The sequence below is a fragment of the Geovibrio sp. ADMFC3 genome (assembly GCF_054687035.1).
Window position 1 is genome coordinate 2187061 of record NZ_BAAFZG010000002.1, and the last position, 15460, is coordinate 2202520.

Below are 15460 nucleotides of genomic sequence, written 5' to 3' on the forward strand. Positions count from 1 at the left end.
GCGGGCTTTTTTTTACATTAAGCAGCTTTATTGTCATAGTTAACAGTATATTTTCTTGTTTAGTATCATTTAAGTCTTAAAAATGTTAATCTGCATTTCTTTATAATTATTTATCGCCATTTTCAGTTGTGTTAAGGTTCTTTATGGGCTAAATATTAGTTATTGCTCATTTCGGAGGAAACATGTTCGGCAGACTTTTTAAATCTATAATAGTCATATCATTAGTTTTTATTTGCTTTCTCAGAGTGTACGCCCTTGATTTGGCAGATGTCAGCCCTGAAACTCTCGAAATTATGCGTAACAACCCCAGCCTGATGGAGAAGTATCAGGAGCAGTTTAACTCAGCCCGAAACCAGAGTGATAACAAAACGGGTAAAAACAACATATCTGACAGAAATAATCTTATTAGAAATAATCAGATAAATAATTATGACAACCTTACAGAAGAGGACTACAGGCGGTATCCGCATTTAAGAAACCTTCAGCGTTTCGACAACGGAACGCAGTTCCCTGCACTCGATAATGAAACCACGATATTTCCTCCTAAACCTCCTGTATCAGATCCATTTGTAAAAAAGCAGCTTAGATATATGAGTGATAACGAAACCAAGATGATTGGCGTATTTGGTTTTGTTAAATATCCGAATAGGTACAAAGTAGATCAGAACTTTAATATTCTGGACTCTATAGCCGAAGCCGGCGGTCCCCTTGAACTGGAAAAATTACAGAAAATATCTGTGTACAGACGAGGAGCAGAGGTAGCTGATTTTACATATACACCTAAAAACACGTACCGTATGTCTCAGTATCCGCTTCAGGATAATGATACAATTATTCTTGAAGGCAGATATGAAGAACTGGAAGATAATAAAACAGAGGAAACAGAACCTCTTGAAATATTCGGACATAATATATTTAGAAGCACAGAAAACTTCATACCTGATCAGAATGCAATAAACTTTTCTGAATACGTCCTCGGTCCCGGTGACAGGCTTCAGGTGTACATGTGGGGACGTATATCTAAAACGCTCAGTCTGCCTGTTAACGCAGACGGCTCTGTAATATCCGCAGAAACAGGCAGGATTCAGGTGTCCGGCAAACGTTTTGAAGAGATAGCCACCACTATTAAGGGCATTCTTGAAAGTATGGAGGGTGTTTACTCTGAGGTTCTCGTAGAAAATGTTCGGAGCATCAGGGTTCTTGTGCTTGGTGAAGTGAGCCGCCCGGGGTATTACACTGTAAGCAGCTTTAATAATATCTCAAGCGCAATTGTTATCGCCGGCGGACTCACTGAAAGAGCTAACATCCGAAACGTTCAGGTTAAAAACAGCGGTAATACTGTCGGCACAATAGATTTTTATAACCTTATAATAAACGGTGACAGCTCTGCGGATTTCCTGCTGCGTCCCGGTGACACGGTTTTCGTACCCCGCACCACCATGCGTGTTACCCTTGAAGGCAAGGTGCGGACTCCTGCGATATATGATCTTAAAAACGGTGAAACACTTTCAGACTTGTTTCGCTTTGCCGGAGGGATAGAAGCAAGCGGATACAAAAAGAATATTTTTCTCAGAAGCATAAACGATGAAGGAAAGGTTGTTACCAAGTCTTATATTTATGGTACAAATCTGAAAAACGCTAAACTTCGTGACGGTGATAAAGTTTTTGTAATGGAATCTGACATTCCAGACTCCAATTCTGTTGAGCTGAAAGGTAATGTATATTTCACAGGGATGTATTCTATCTCTGAAGGTGCAAGGCTTTCAGATATTCTAAGCAGTAAGGATATGTTCAAGCGAAATACAGCTCTTGAGTATGGATATATTGAACGATACACAGGTGAAGGGAAAACCAAGCAGATAATCGGGTTTGATCTGGGTGAAGTGCTTAAGAATCCTCAGAATCATGGAAACAACATAGAAGTTCAGGCTATGGACGTGATAAATATCCTTACTGCTGAACAGGTTAAGGCACAGCATTTTGTAAATGTCAGCGGAGAGGTTAACGCAGCAGGGAAATACAAGATGCCTGAAATAGCAAATGTTATGGATGCTATTATGAAGGCCGGCGGATTTGCCGTGGATGCCTCTATGGAAAGTATAGAAGTCGTCCGTAAAATAGGTGGAAAATTTTATACAAGGTTTGTTGATGCGGAGACTGCCAGAAAACTTGAGCTTAATGCAGACGACAGCATTGTTGTGCATTCAAAATATGCCGATTCACCCAAGGGCTACGTTGAAGTGGACGGAGAGGTCAATAACTCGGGTTCTTATCTTCTCAGCGTTAATCTTTCCGTCAGTGACCTGATAAAGAAGGCAGGCGGACTTAAAAAAGAAGCATATAAAGATGTGGCACATCTTTTCAGGATTAAGGATGAAAGCTTCAATTATTCCCTGACAAGGATCTCTTTAAGCGAGGCCATGAACGGCAGTCCCGAAAATAATCTTATTCTCAGAGACGGAGATAAGCTCTTTGTCCATTCAGTTTTTGAGTTCAATCCGAAGAAAACCATCAGCATAAACGGTGCGGTGAATGTTCCCGGAAAATACATTTATGCCACTGATATGAACATCAAGGATCTGATAATTTCAGCAGGTAATCTCAAGGATAATGCCTATTATGATTCAGCCGAAATTGTGAGAATGGCAATTGTGGACGGAGTTACCAAATACAGCGTTATTGATGTAAACCTGAATGAAGTAATGAAAGACAAATATAATGTTAAGCTTCATCCCTATGATCAGGTTTATATAAAAGAAGTTTCCGGATTCAGGGAGAATATGCTTGTCAAGATTTCCGGAGAAGTTCTTTTTCCCGGTGAATATGCAATTGCTAAAGGTGAGCGCATTTCAAATCTTCTTAAAAGAGCAGGCGGTACAACTGACTATGCTTATTTTAACGGAATGAAGTTTTTGCGTGAATCCACAAGACAGATAGAAGAGGAAAATCTCAAAGAAATGAAAATAAGGCTTGAGAGCATGGTTACAGCAATGCAGTCACAGGATATTGCTGCGTCCCTTTCTGCACAGGATATTGCTGCCAATGAAAGCCTCTCCAAGAACCTTGAAAATACCATCAAAAAACTGGATGAGCTTGAACCCGAAGGAAGGGTTGTTATTGATGCTGCAAGCATAGCAGAGCTTGAAAAAAGCACATATGATTTTGAACTTGAAAACGGTGATGAGATATATATTCCCGCAAGAAAAGCGACAGTCACTATTGTAGGAGAGGTTTACCGAGCAACAAGCTTCGCCTACGATAAGAGTAAAAGCACTGTATCCGACTACCTGAACAGATCCGGCGGAATGACAGACATAGCAGATAAAAATAATATCTATGTTGTAAGAGCAAACGGAAGTGTGGTCTCTAATCAGTTCATAAAAAATAATTTTTGGTGGAAAGACATTCATGATGTGAAGCTGAATGCCGGGGATGTTGTTGTTGTCCCCAGACGATTGAAATTCCCCAGTTATATGAGAGATATAAAAGACATAACCCAGATATTGTATCAGATAGCAACCGCTTTTGCTGTCACAAAAGTAATGTTCTAGGGGGCTGGAATGAAAAGAACGGTTCTCATACTGATCACAGCGGTTCTGTTTTCCGTTTCGGCTGCACAGGCGGCAGGGAGATACGCCACATCTGACATTCCGCTCACGAACAGATATTTTTACCGTCTTGCCGAACGCAGCATGGCAATAAGCCCCAGTATTCACTATACAGACAACTTCAAACCAGTCTCAGTCCGTGAGGCGGAAGTTCTTTTCAGCACGAGTGAGGAAATGCGTGATCTTTTCGGAACGAATGCCTATACCGGATTTCTTTCAGAAAAAGCCGGAAAATACTATACCGAAAAAGATGTTTACGGGGAAGGATTCAGCATTGTGCCTTTACGTGAAATAAGTCTTAAAAGCAGATACGTTTCTGATGAAGGTATGCAGAGTACCGGAGATTTCGGAGAAGAAATCGGAGACGATTTTTTCAACAGAGTAAGCCTCAGCGGAAGCTTGTATCTTTCAAAGTTTTTTGCCGCTGACTACACCCTCGGAGTATATAAAAATTCAGAAGAAACAAAAGTCGAATTTGAGAAAGCAAAGCTGAAACTGGCAGGAAAGCATAATGCCTATGTTGGAGCAATTGATAATTTACAGATAGGTCCCGGCTATTTTGGTCAGCTTATTATCGGAGATAATATACGTCCGCAGAAATTTGCAATGATAAAAACAGAAATTCCATACAACTGGGGTTTTCTTGGACAATTCAGATATTATTTGTTTAATTTCTGGTTTGACGACGACGAACGCAAAAATAAAGACCCACAGCTTATAGGGATAAGATTTTCACTGAAACCTGCAAGCTGGCTTGAACTTGCCGTTTCACGCACAAGCTTTTACGGAGGCAGTGAAATGCCTTCATATGGACTGTCAGACTACTGGGATCTGATCTCTGCTGAGAATGAAAACAGCGGAGATGAACATGATACGGATCAATTTCTAGGTGCTGAGATGTCAGTATATATGCCGTTTTTCAAAAAAACAGGGTTTCTTAAGGGCGGCAAGTTTTACATAGAGTATAACTGGAACGACCTTCGTGCCCCATGGCAGGAAGATGATGACGGAAGCAGCTTTCAGCTTCTCGGAAGTTCTTATATTTACGGTTTGTTCCTCACAACAGGCAAAACAGACTTCAGGTTTGAATATGTAAGTATTTCAGAGAAGACATATCTGCACCATAACTATGCACCGGAAGGTTACAGTGTCGAAAATTATATCATCGGGCATCAGATGGGCAGAGACAGCAGAGGTGTTTTTTTTGAAATCTACACTGAACTTACCGATAGTATTCATCCTTATGTGAAAGCATCTTTTGTGGAAAAAGGCAAGAATGCCGCTTCACAGCAAAAGGAACAGCAGTATTCTCTGGGAGCCGAAGCTTTTATAGGTAAAAGCGTTGAGATGGATGTTTTTGCGAGATTCATCCGACAGGATAAAGAGGACAAAGATAAAAGGTTATTTTATTATAACTATACTGGTGATTCAGGTGAAAATTACCTTGTGGGATTAAATATTAAGTATATCTTTGAATAAGATCTTTGTTCATTATTTTAGAGGATAATTTTGCTTATATGATAAGCTGAATTTATATTTATGTATTTTTTTTGAGGGAAGAATGATTAGTAAACTGCATAGTACGGGCAGTGTGAAGATATGTGTAATAGGTTTAGGATATGTTGGTCTTCCGCTTGCTGTTGAGTTTTCTCTGAAATATACCACCTATGGATTTGACATTAATAAAGCGAGAATTAGTGAACTTGCTTCGGGTTTGGACAGGACATTGGAAGTAGGTGAAGACGAACTTAAAAACAGCAAAATCCGTTTCTCATCAGAAGTCTCTGAAATAAAGGAGTGTAACGTTTATATTGTTACTGTCCCTACTCCTATTGATGAACATAAGAATCCTGATTTAAGACCGATCCTTGGTGCGAGCAAAACTGTTGGTTCTGTCTTGAAGAAAGGTGATATAGTTATTTATGAATCCACAGTATATCCCGGCTGCACAGAGGAGGACTGCGTGCCTGTTCTCGAACAGGAAAGCGGACTTAAATTTAATAAAGACTTTTTTTGCGGCTACTCGCCGGAAAGAATTAACCCAGGCGATAAGAATAACCGACTGGTACAGATCAAAAAAGTTACAAGCGGCAGCACTCCGGAAGTTGCAGACTTTGTTGATATGCTGTATGCGTCAATTATCACTGCCGGCACACACAAGGCATCTTCAATAAAAGTTGCCGAAGCGGCAAAGGTTATTGAGAATACACAGCGTGACATAAACATAGCTCTTATGAATGAGCTGGCGCTTATATTTGATAAAATGAATCTGGATACTAAAAGTGTACTTGAAGCAGCTTCAACAAAATGGAACTTTCTACGCTTTGAACCCGGACTTGTTGGGGGACATTGCATAGGCGTTGATCCGTATTATCTGACATTTAAAGCTCAATCATGCGGATACATCCCCAATATGATTCTTTCCGGCAGAAAAATAAACGACGGTATGGGGAAGTTTATATCGGAAAAGACAATTAAGCTTATGATAAAAAGTGGTTTTCCTGTCAAGAACTCTAAAGTGCTGATTGCCGGTATTACTTTCAAGGAAAACTGCCCTGATATACGTAATACCAGAGTTATTGACATATATCATGAGTTAGGTGAATACGGGGTAAAAGTTGATGTGTTTGACCCTGTTGCTGATAAAAAAGAAGTCTTTGAAGAATACGGAATAGAAATGATTGAAAGAATAGATTCTGAATATGCAGCGATTATTTTTGCAGTTAAACATTCGGCGCTGGTTGATATGTTTAAATGTAGAAAATTCAGTGCTTTTACCGCTGATTGCGGAGTTATAATTGATGTAAAAGGATCTCTTTCGGAAGAGGAGTGTTCTAACTATACTTATTGGCGACTGTAGTAAGGAAGTTTAATGAGCTATTTACTGGCATTTTGCGTTTCCTTTGCTGTCAATTTGGCTGTGGTATTAATCGCAAAGAAATATAAAATAATGATGGATTGCAAGCAAAGCTGTAAACCTCAGCGGTTTCATTTTAAGGATACACCCCGTGTGGGCGGAATCAGTATTATGGCTGCCGCTTTATTTATGCTCGCTGATCCTGTCGGTAAAATGATTCTTATTTCTTCAGCTCCCGTATTTATTATAGGTCTCTTTGAGGACTTGTCCGGAGTTGTTTCACCTAAGGTTCGTCTTCTTTTTATGGTAATTGGCGCCGGTCTTTCTTTAATGACTCTGGATGTTCTGATAAGGCAGATAGACTTTGTATCATTTCCTTATTACTTTGCAATATTCTTTACCTTGTTTTCATTGGTGGGGGTAACTAACTCAATCAATATAATAGACGGCCTTCACGGTTTAGCTTCAGGGGCGTCTATTGTTGCAATGTTTGCATTATTTTATGTTGCTTTCTTAGTTGGGGACTACCAGCTTGGAAGACTGATCATTATAATGATATTTGCCGTTGCCGGCTTCTTCGTCTGGGTTTATCCTTGGGGAAAAATATTTCTCGGCGATGGCGGAGCTTATTTCCTCGGATTTCTGCTTGCTGTTTTCTCAACTCTGCTTGTTAACAGAAATGAAAGCGTTTCTGTTTGGTTTCCTCTTGGTGTGCTTATTTTCCCTGTTTGGGAGGTAATTTTCTCAATTTTCAGACGTAAAATAGTGCGAAAAGGTAACGCATTAATTGCAGACAGACTTCACCTTCATTCTTTGCTTTATAAAAGAACCAGATTCTCTAACTCTGTCGCTTCGGGCATCCTTTTGCTTATATATGCATCATACCAATTCCTGATCATTACATTTTACAAGTCTTCCCTTGTGCTTGTTCTTTTGATTATTGCCTTTATAATAGGCTATCATGTTTCGTATATGAAACTGGTCAGATTTGGTTTCATAAGCAAAAATATCAAATAAACCATCAGGAGCTATTAATTGATGCTTAAAAATAAAATTTTGGTTACAGGAGCAGCCGGTTTTATCGGTTTTAATTTGGTTAAAAAACTTCTCGAAAGAGGCGATGAAATCGTTGGGCTTGATAATATAAATGATTATTACGATGTTAATCTCAAATTTGGCAGACTTGCTGAGACGGGTATTAGCGTCAGTCATGATGACAGCTCTTGGGGAAAGAGTATAAAATCTGAGAAATACCCTAACTATAAATTTGTTCGGCTGAACCTTGAAGATAAGAATGCACTTGAGAAGCTTTTTCAAGACGAGAAGTTTGATAAAGTGTGCAATCTTGCTGCTCAGGCAGGTGTGCGTTATTCACTTACTAATCCAGATGCTTATATTAACTCCAACATTATTGGATTTTTAAACATTCTTGAGTGTTGCCGTCATTACAATGTTAAAGCTCTTTCATATGCAAGCAGCTCATCTGTATACGGATTAAATGAAACACAGCCATTCAGCACCTCCCATAATGTTGATCACCCTGTGAGTCTGTATGCTGCCAGCAAAAAGTCAAATGAGCTTATGGCACACACATACAGCCATCTTTTCGGTTTGCCAACCACCGGTTTGCGATTCTTCACAGTTTACGGACCTTGGGGGAGACCGGATATGGCACTCTTTATCTTCACTAAGGCGATTTTGGAGGGAAAGCCCATTGATGTATTTAATTACGGCGAGATGAAACGTGACTTCACTTATGTTGATGATATCGTTGATGGTGTGGTCAGAGTGATTGACAATCCGCCAATCGGAGACGCCGCTTGGGACGGTAAAACTCCTGACCCAGGTTCATCAAAAGCACCGTATAAAATATATAATATAGGAAACTCATCACCTGTAAAGCTGCTTGATTTTATTGAAGCTATTGAAAATAAACTCGGTAAGAAGGCAGAAAAGAATATGATGCCTCTTCAGGCTGGGGATGTGCCTTCAACTTATGCGAATGTCAGCGACCTTACTGCTGATTTGGGGTATAAGCCCTCAACTGATGTTGTGACAGGCATAAGCAGGTTTATAGATTGGTACAGGAGCTATTACAACATATGAGTAATGATATGAATACTGAACAAAAACATCAACTTGATGACGAAATAGATCTTATTGAGCTTGCAGCGATTATATGGAAGCGGAAGTTATATATAATCGGCTTTGTGTTTGTTGTTTCAGTGATTACTGTTATTTATACTTTGTCACTTGACAACATATACGAGTCCAAAGCAGTGCTAAAACCTACTGCACAGACATCGACTCAGAATAGTCTCGGTGGTCTTAGTTCTTTGGCAGGCTTTGCCGGTATAAACATCAACTCAGGCGGATCTGTGTATGCTGATATGAATGTTATTATCAGTAATAAAGAGTTTCTGGCTGATTTCATCAAAAAGAATGACCTGACCTCTAAGCTCCTTAAAGAACCTGAAATTGCAGAAACTTCTGAGTTTAAAGCAAATGAAAAATTCAATCTTTTTAAATTAATTTACAACGACCTTAAACTTACTGAGGATAAGAATACTCAGTATATCACTTTTTCATACAGTAATCCTAACTCCACACTTGCAAAAGAAGTTCTGACGCTTCTGCTTAATGATATAAGCGATATTCTCCGCGCAAAACAGCTTGAGAATCTGGACAAGCGTATTGAAAACTATAAACTTGAAATTGATCGTGCAGCTGATCTCACTTTGAAAGCTAAGCTCAGTGAAATGGTTGCCAGCCTTATTCAGAGTAAAGTCCTTGCTAATGCTGATGAGTATTACGGGTTCAGCATTATATCAGAGCCTTTAGTTGCTGACCCGATGGATAAAGTTGGACCGCATCGTTCACGAATATGTATTGTAGCCTTTGTAAGTAGTTTCATGCTTGCAGTGTTTGGTGTTTTAGTCATAAATTTCATTACGAATAACATAAGAAATCAAGATGAAGTAAGAGGAGATCAATGAAGACAGCTTTGATAACAGGAGTTACAGGTCAGGACGGCAGTTATCTTGCTGAATTTCTGCTTAAGAAAAACTACATTGTCCATGGAATAAAAAGACGCTCATCGCTTTTTAATACAGACAGAATAGATCACCTATACCAAGATCCTCATGTGGAAAATAGAAACTTTATTCTCCATTATGGCGATATGACGGACAGCATGAACCTTACCCGCATAATTCAGGAAGTTCAGCCGGATGAAATATATAATCTGGCTGCAATGAGCCATGTCCATGTCAGCTTTGAAACCCCTGAATATGTTGCTAATGCGGACGGCACAGGGACACTTAGAATACTGGAAGCGGTAAGGTTACTTAATTTGATTGAAAAAACAAAAATCTATCAGGCAAGTACATCTGAACTTTATGGAAAAGTCCAGGAGATACCACAGAAGGAAACCACACCGTTCTATCCAAGAAGTCCTTATGCGGTTGCAAAGATGTACGCCTACTGGATAACTGTAAATTACCGTGAAGCTTATAACATGTTTGCCTGCAATGGCATTTTGTTTAATCATGAAAGTCCTGTAAGAGGAGAAACATTTGTTACAAGGAAAATTACCAGAGCCGCAAGTAAAATCGCTCTAGGTTTACAAGATAAACTATATCTGGGCAATCTTGATGCAAAAAGAGATTGGGGGCATGCGAAAGATTACGTGAAAATGATGTGGATGATTCTCCAAGCTCCGGAACCGGAAGACTGGGTAATTGCAACAGGGAAAACTACAACAGTAAGAGATTTTGTCCGTATGGCTTTTGCTTACGCAGGCATTGAACTTGAGTTTAAAGGTAGCGGTATTGATGAGAAAGGCATAGTCGCTTCATGCTCAAACCCGCTTTACCAAATACCAACCGGAACGGAGATTGTTGCGGTTGATCCACGATATTTCAGACCCACCGAGGTGGATCTGCTTCTCGGTGATCCTACAAAAGCGGAGCAGAAGCTTGGATGGAAAAGAGAATTTGAGCTTCAGGATCTTGTAAATGAAATGATGGAGAGCGATCTCAAACTTATGACGAAAGACGTGTACCTTAAAGACGGCGGGTACAAAATAATGAGTTATTATGAATAAAAATAGTAAAATATTTGTTGCTGGCCACAGAGGTCTTGTTGGCAGCGCACTTGTAAAAAATCTTACAGAAAAAGGTTATAATAACATTATTACCAGAACCAGAAATGAGCTTGATCTTACTGATCAGAGCGCCGTTGCTGCTTTTTTCGCTTCAGAAAAGCCTGAGTATGTGTTTCTGGCCGCCGCAAAAGTAGGCGGAATAATGGCAAATAACACTTACAGGGCAGATTTTATATACGAAAACCTGATGATTCAGAATAATGTGATCAATCAGGCATATGTGAACGGTGTAAAAAAACTCCTTTTTCTGGGTAGTACATGTATTTACCCGAAGGAAACACCGCAGCCTATGAAAGAGGAATACCTGCTTGCCAGCCCTCTTGAATATACAAACGAACCCTACGCCATAGCAAAGATTGCCGGAATAAAGATGTGCGAAAGCTACAACATACAGCATGGGACAAACTTTATAAGCGTTATGCCCACAAACCTCTACGGACCTAACGATAATTTTGATCTGAACAGCTCTCATGTACTTCCGGCACTGATAAGGAAGATGCACGAGGCGAAAGAGCGCGGGGATTCTTCGGTTGAGATCTGGGGCAGCGGCAAGCCGAGGCGTGAGTTCATGTACAGCGAAGATATGGCGGATGCCTGTGTGTTTATAATGGAAAATGTGAATTTTGCAGATCTGACTAAGGGTAAAACTGAAATCAGAAATACCCATATCAACATAGGAACAGGACAGGATATAAGCATTAAAGAACTTGCTGAACTTATAAAACAGATTGTCCGTTATGAGGGCGAGCTTGTTTACAATACCGAAAAGCCTGACGGAACAATGGTTAAGCTTACAGATGTTTCAAGGCTCAATTCACTGGGCTGGAAGCATAAGACGGAGTTGGAAGAAGGGATTAGGAAGATGTATGACTGGTATATAGAGTACTTCGTATAGAGGTTCCGATGCGTTTTAACAAAAAGATTTATATTAATAAAAAAGAAATTTCAGAAAATTCCCCTGTATTTATTATAGCCGAAGCGGGAGTAAACCATGGAGGTGATATAGAGCTTGCAAAAAGGCTTATATCTCTGGCTGCCGAAGCGGGGGCGGATGCTGTTAAATTTCAGGCGTTTAAAACGGAAGAACTTATCCTCGACAAAGTAGCGAAAGCCCCTTATCAGCAGAAAACCACTGCTTCTCAGGAGTCTCAGTTTGAAATGCTTAAAAAACTTGAAGTGACTCTTGAGCAGAATTTCAAACTTAAGAAGCATTGTGCCGATGAAGGTATTGTTTTTCTTACCACGCCTTTTGATGAAACCAGTCTGGATGAGTTAGACGCACTCAATTTACCCGCATACAAAATAGCCTCCACCGATACCACTAATCTGCCTTTCTTGGCAAAAGTTGCACAAAGGAAAAAGCCTATTTTTCTTTCGACGGGAATGAGTTATTTGGTGGAAATCGAAATGGCTTTAGAGACAATCATAAAATATCATAGTGATGTGGTTTTGCTGCAATGCACTGCGAACTATCCGATCAGCGATCGTGAGGCGAATCTGTCGGTTATTAACACCTTTAAAAATAAGTTTGACATGCTGGTAGGCTACTCCGATCATACGGTGGGCGTGGGCGCTGCCCCCTTTGCTGTGCCTATGGGTGCAAAGGTTGTGGAAAAGCATTTTACATTTGATAAATCTATGGAAGGTCCCGACCATCGTGCGTCACTTTCTCCTGAGGAGTTTAGGGATTTTGTTGAAACGGTGCGCAGGGTGGAGGAATATATGGGAACGGCTATAAAGAAGCCTAACCTCTCTGAAACAGCTACTAGAGCTTCTTTGCAGAAATGTCTTGTAGCGAAAAATATTATCAAGCAGGGTGAAGAGCTTACTGCTGACAATATCATTGCCAAAAGGACGGGCGGCGTGGGTATTTCACCTATTTATTATGAGGAACTCATCGGCACTAAAGCCGTGAAGGACTTTATGAAAGATGAGGTGATAAGGCTTTGAAGGTTTTAGCGGTAGTCGGTGCGGGAAGCCATACCCGTTCCTCTTTTAATCTGCTGAAAAAATACTTCGGTGAATATACCGTGAGAGTGTACGACGATTCCTACACTCCAGAGAGGAAGGAGTATATTCACAACTCCGAGCTTGTTGGCAGGGTTGACGATATTCCTGCGGACAGTCTTGTTTTCATTTCTGTCGGCGACAACAAGAGAAGGGAGCATTATTTCAAGCTTTTTAGAGATCGGGTAATTACCGATAATCTTATTCATGAAAAGGCTTATGTTGAAGACTTTATAAAGATGGGCATTTCAAACCAAGTTTTTGCAGGAGCTTATCTTAATTCATATGTAGTGTTGGGTGACAATAACATAATCAACAGTAGTGCCGTGCTTGAACATGAGGTAGAAATCGCCTCACATAGTCATGTGTCTGTAGGGGCAAGAATCTGCGGACGTTCCAAAATCGGGAACAGGTGTCTCGTAGGCTCAGGATCTATTGTAATCGACAAGGTCTCCGTATGCGATGATGTAATTATTGGCGCAGGAAGTATTGTCATTAAGGATATAACTGAAAGCGGAACTTATGTGGGTAACCCTGCAAGGAAGATAAAATGATCTATGTTTCAAGCTCCTGTGTTTATTGTTCAAAAATAGGCGATTCCGTGGAGGAGCTTGCCTCAAAGGGCTTCAGGAATATAGAGCTTTCGGGCGGAACGGAGTATTACGACGGCTTTGAACAGGATCTGCTGGAGCTGAAGGATAAATATAACCTCAACTATCTGTGCCATAATTATTTTCCGCCTCCAAAGGAGCATTTTGTTCTTAACTTGGCGTCTCTTGATGACGGTATCTTTAATAAATCCATTGAGCATTTAAAGAAAGCCGTCAGCCTCTCCGCAATTCTGGGTGCGTCTAAGTTCGGTTTTCATGCTGGTTTCTTTATAGATATTAATACTGCGGAGATCGGCAGAAAAATAAGCAGAAAAGCAATTAACAATGCCGAAAAAGCATTGCATAGGTTTATAGAAGGATATAATGAGATTTTAAACTATTCAAAAGGAGTTAAGCTGTATCTTGAGAACAATGTTTTTTCAGGCGCAAACTACGCTACTTATGAGGGTGAAAATATATTTATGCTTTGCTGCAGCGAGGCTTATCATGAACTGTCAAAAAAGATCAGCTTTAATCTTTTGCTTGATGTAGCCCACTTAAAGGTAAGCTCACAGACCCTCGGGCTGGACTTTAACGAAGAATTGAACAATATGCTTACTTTGAGCGATTATGTGCATGTCAGCTCTAACGACGGCGTAAGCGACCTCAACCTGAGCTTGGTAAAAGATCCCGTTTTAATAGATATGCTTAAAAAGCACGGTATAGGCGGGAAGGATGTAACATTAGAAATATATGAAGACATCGGCTCCCTGAAGGATAGTTACGATGTGCTTAAAGAGTTGGTATTATGATAAATAGCCTGCTTTGCAAAAAGACCGACACAATTATAAGTGTTATGAAAATCATAAATGACAATGCCATGGGTATAGTTTTCGTTACCGATGGAAACGGAAAGCTCTGCGGAGTGATCACAGACGGTGATATAAGGCGTGCACTGATTAACAATGTCGGGTTCGACGAGGCAGTTGAAGGTTTAATCTCCCCTTCTTACGTTTTCGGTAAGATAAACGAGGACTACGCCAGCCTGCTTTCTAAAATCTCCGGCAAGGTAAAAATCATACCTCTTATAGATGAACAGGGGTGTGTGGTCGACTTTTTTGAATATAAACAGAACATTTTTTTCCCTGTTGCGATCCCGAATTTGGGCGGCAACGAGTTTAAATATCTGTTTGACGCATTTATGAGCACTTGGATTTCAAGCAGCGGGAAATATATCGGAATGTTTGAGAAGAATTTTGCAGGATATTGTGACTGCTCTTTCGGGGTTGCCATATCCAACGGAACTGTAGCTCTGCACCTTGCCCTTGTTGCTTTAGGTATAGGCGAAGGTGACGAGGTTATAGTGCCTGATCTTACCTTTGCGGCGACTATCAATACGGTTATTCATGCGAATGCTACACCCGTTATAGTTGATGTGGACAGGGAAAGCTGGTGTATAGACCCCGAAGCTATCGAGAAAGCTATTACACCGCAGACAAAGGCGATTATCCCAGTTCACCTTTACGGGCAGGCATGCGACATGGACAGGATTATGGAGATTGCACGCAAGCATAGCCTGAAAGTGATAGAGGACTGCGCCGAGGCTCACGGAGCCATGTTCAAGGATAAAAAGGTCGGCAGCTTCGGCGATATAGGCTGCTTTTCGTTCTTCGGCAATAAGGTAATTACCACCGGTGAGGGCGGTATGTGCGTTACTAACGACCCTGAGCTTGAGGCACGAATGAGGGTACTGAAGGATCACGGAATGAGCAAAACCAAGCGTTACTGGCATGATATAGTAGGGTACAATTATCGTATGACCAACCTTCAGGCTGCCATAGGCGTGGCGCAGCTTGAAAGAGTGGAAGAGATACATAAAAACAGGAAATTATACGAAGCAAGCTACAAAGAGGTCTTGGACAATAGTATATTCTCCTTCCAGAAGGATCTGCCTGAGAGAAAGAGGATAACTTGGCTTGTAAGTGTTTTACTTGATGAAAGTTTAAACAGAGACGACTATATGGCGAAACTGAAAGAAAACGGAATAGACGCAAGACCATTCTTCTACCCTCTCAGTGATATGGAAGTTTATAAACCCTATTGCAGGTTTGAAACTCCCGTTACTAAAATGCTTTCAAAACAGGGACTGAATCTGCCGACTTACGAAAGCCTTAAAAGTATTAAAGAGCTAAAGAGTATAATATCTGCTATGAAATAACCGAAGACAAAGAAG

Annotated in this window: 12 protein-coding genes; all 12 read left to right on the forward strand. The window is 40.5% G+C overall.

Annotation, left to right across the window (positions count from 1 at the left end):
* Positions 1–182 precede the first annotated feature (182 nt).
* The 12 genes from ACYRYY_RS10765 (at position 183) to ACYRYY_RS10820 (ending at position 15445) form a co-directional block, all read left to right on the forward strand.
* Positions 183–3551 (forward strand): SLBB domain-containing protein, encoded by a 3369-nt coding sequence (locus tag ACYRYY_RS10765; RefSeq protein WP_460215605.1) that lies wholly within the window; start codon positions 183–185, stop codon positions 3549–3551.
* Between the two features lie 9 nt (positions 3552–3560).
* Entirely contained in the window at positions 3561–5087 is a 1527-nt protein-coding gene (locus ACYRYY_RS10770; RefSeq protein WP_460215606.1) for a capsule assembly Wzi family protein, read from the forward strand.
* An 82-nt stretch (positions 5088–5169) separates the two neighbouring features.
* Positions 5170–6468 (forward strand): nucleotide sugar dehydrogenase, encoded by a 1299-nt coding sequence (locus tag ACYRYY_RS10775; RefSeq protein WP_460215607.1) that lies wholly within the window; start codon positions 5170–5172, stop codon positions 6466–6468.
* Positions 6469–6480: 12 nt separating this feature from the next.
* Positions 6481–7482 carry a glycosyltransferase family 4 protein gene (locus tag ACYRYY_RS10780; protein ID WP_460215608.1) on the forward strand — a complete coding sequence of 334 codons (1002 nt, stop codon included), beginning with the start codon at positions 6481–6483 and terminating at the stop codon, positions 7480–7482.
* Between the two features lie 21 nt (positions 7483–7503).
* Positions 7504–8571: an NAD-dependent epimerase gene (locus ACYRYY_RS10785; protein ID WP_460215610.1), complete on the forward strand. Its 1068-nt coding sequence runs from the start codon at positions 7504–7506 to the stop codon at positions 8569–8571.
* The gene (locus tag ACYRYY_RS10790; protein ID WP_460215611.1) at positions 8568–9461 is read left to right on the forward strand and encodes a Wzz/FepE/Etk N-terminal domain-containing protein; all 894 of its coding nucleotides are present in this window, start codon (positions 8568–8570) and stop codon (positions 9459–9461) included. Before ACYRYY_RS10785 ends, ACYRYY_RS10790 begins: the two co-directional genes overlap by 4 nt.
* The gene (gmd, locus tag ACYRYY_RS10795) at positions 9458–10570 is read left to right on the forward strand and encodes a GDP-mannose 4,6-dehydratase (RefSeq protein ID WP_460215612.1); all 1113 of its coding nucleotides are present in this window, start codon (positions 9458–9460) and stop codon (positions 10568–10570) included. The genes ACYRYY_RS10790 and gmd overlap by 4 nt, the downstream gene beginning before the upstream one ends.
* Entirely contained in the window at positions 10563–11525 is a 963-nt protein-coding gene (locus ACYRYY_RS10800) for a GDP-L-fucose synthase family protein (RefSeq protein ID WP_460215613.1), read from the forward strand. The genes gmd and ACYRYY_RS10800 overlap by 8 nt, the downstream gene beginning before the upstream one ends.
* Before the next feature lie 8 nt (positions 11526–11533).
* Entirely contained in the window at positions 11534–12580 is a 1047-nt protein-coding gene (gene neuB, locus ACYRYY_RS10805; protein WP_460215614.1) for an N-acetylneuraminate synthase, read from the forward strand.
* Positions 12577–13191, forward strand: coding sequence for a NeuD/PglB/VioB family sugar acetyltransferase (locus tag ACYRYY_RS10810; protein WP_460215615.1), 615 nt, complete (start codon positions 12577–12579; stop codon positions 13189–13191). The genes neuB and ACYRYY_RS10810 overlap by 4 nt, the downstream gene beginning before the upstream one ends.
* Positions 13188–14039, forward strand: coding sequence for a sugar phosphate isomerase/epimerase family protein (locus tag ACYRYY_RS10815; protein ID WP_460215616.1), 852 nt, complete (start codon positions 13188–13190; stop codon positions 14037–14039). The genes ACYRYY_RS10810 and ACYRYY_RS10815 overlap by 4 nt, the downstream gene beginning before the upstream one ends.
* Positions 14036–15445 carry an aminotransferase class I/II-fold pyridoxal phosphate-dependent enzyme gene (locus tag ACYRYY_RS10820; RefSeq protein ID WP_460215617.1) on the forward strand — a complete coding sequence of 470 codons (1410 nt, stop codon included), beginning with the start codon at positions 14036–14038 and terminating at the stop codon, positions 15443–15445. Before ACYRYY_RS10815 ends, ACYRYY_RS10820 begins: the two co-directional genes overlap by 4 nt.
* The last annotated feature ends 15 nt before the right edge of the window (positions 15446–15460 follow it).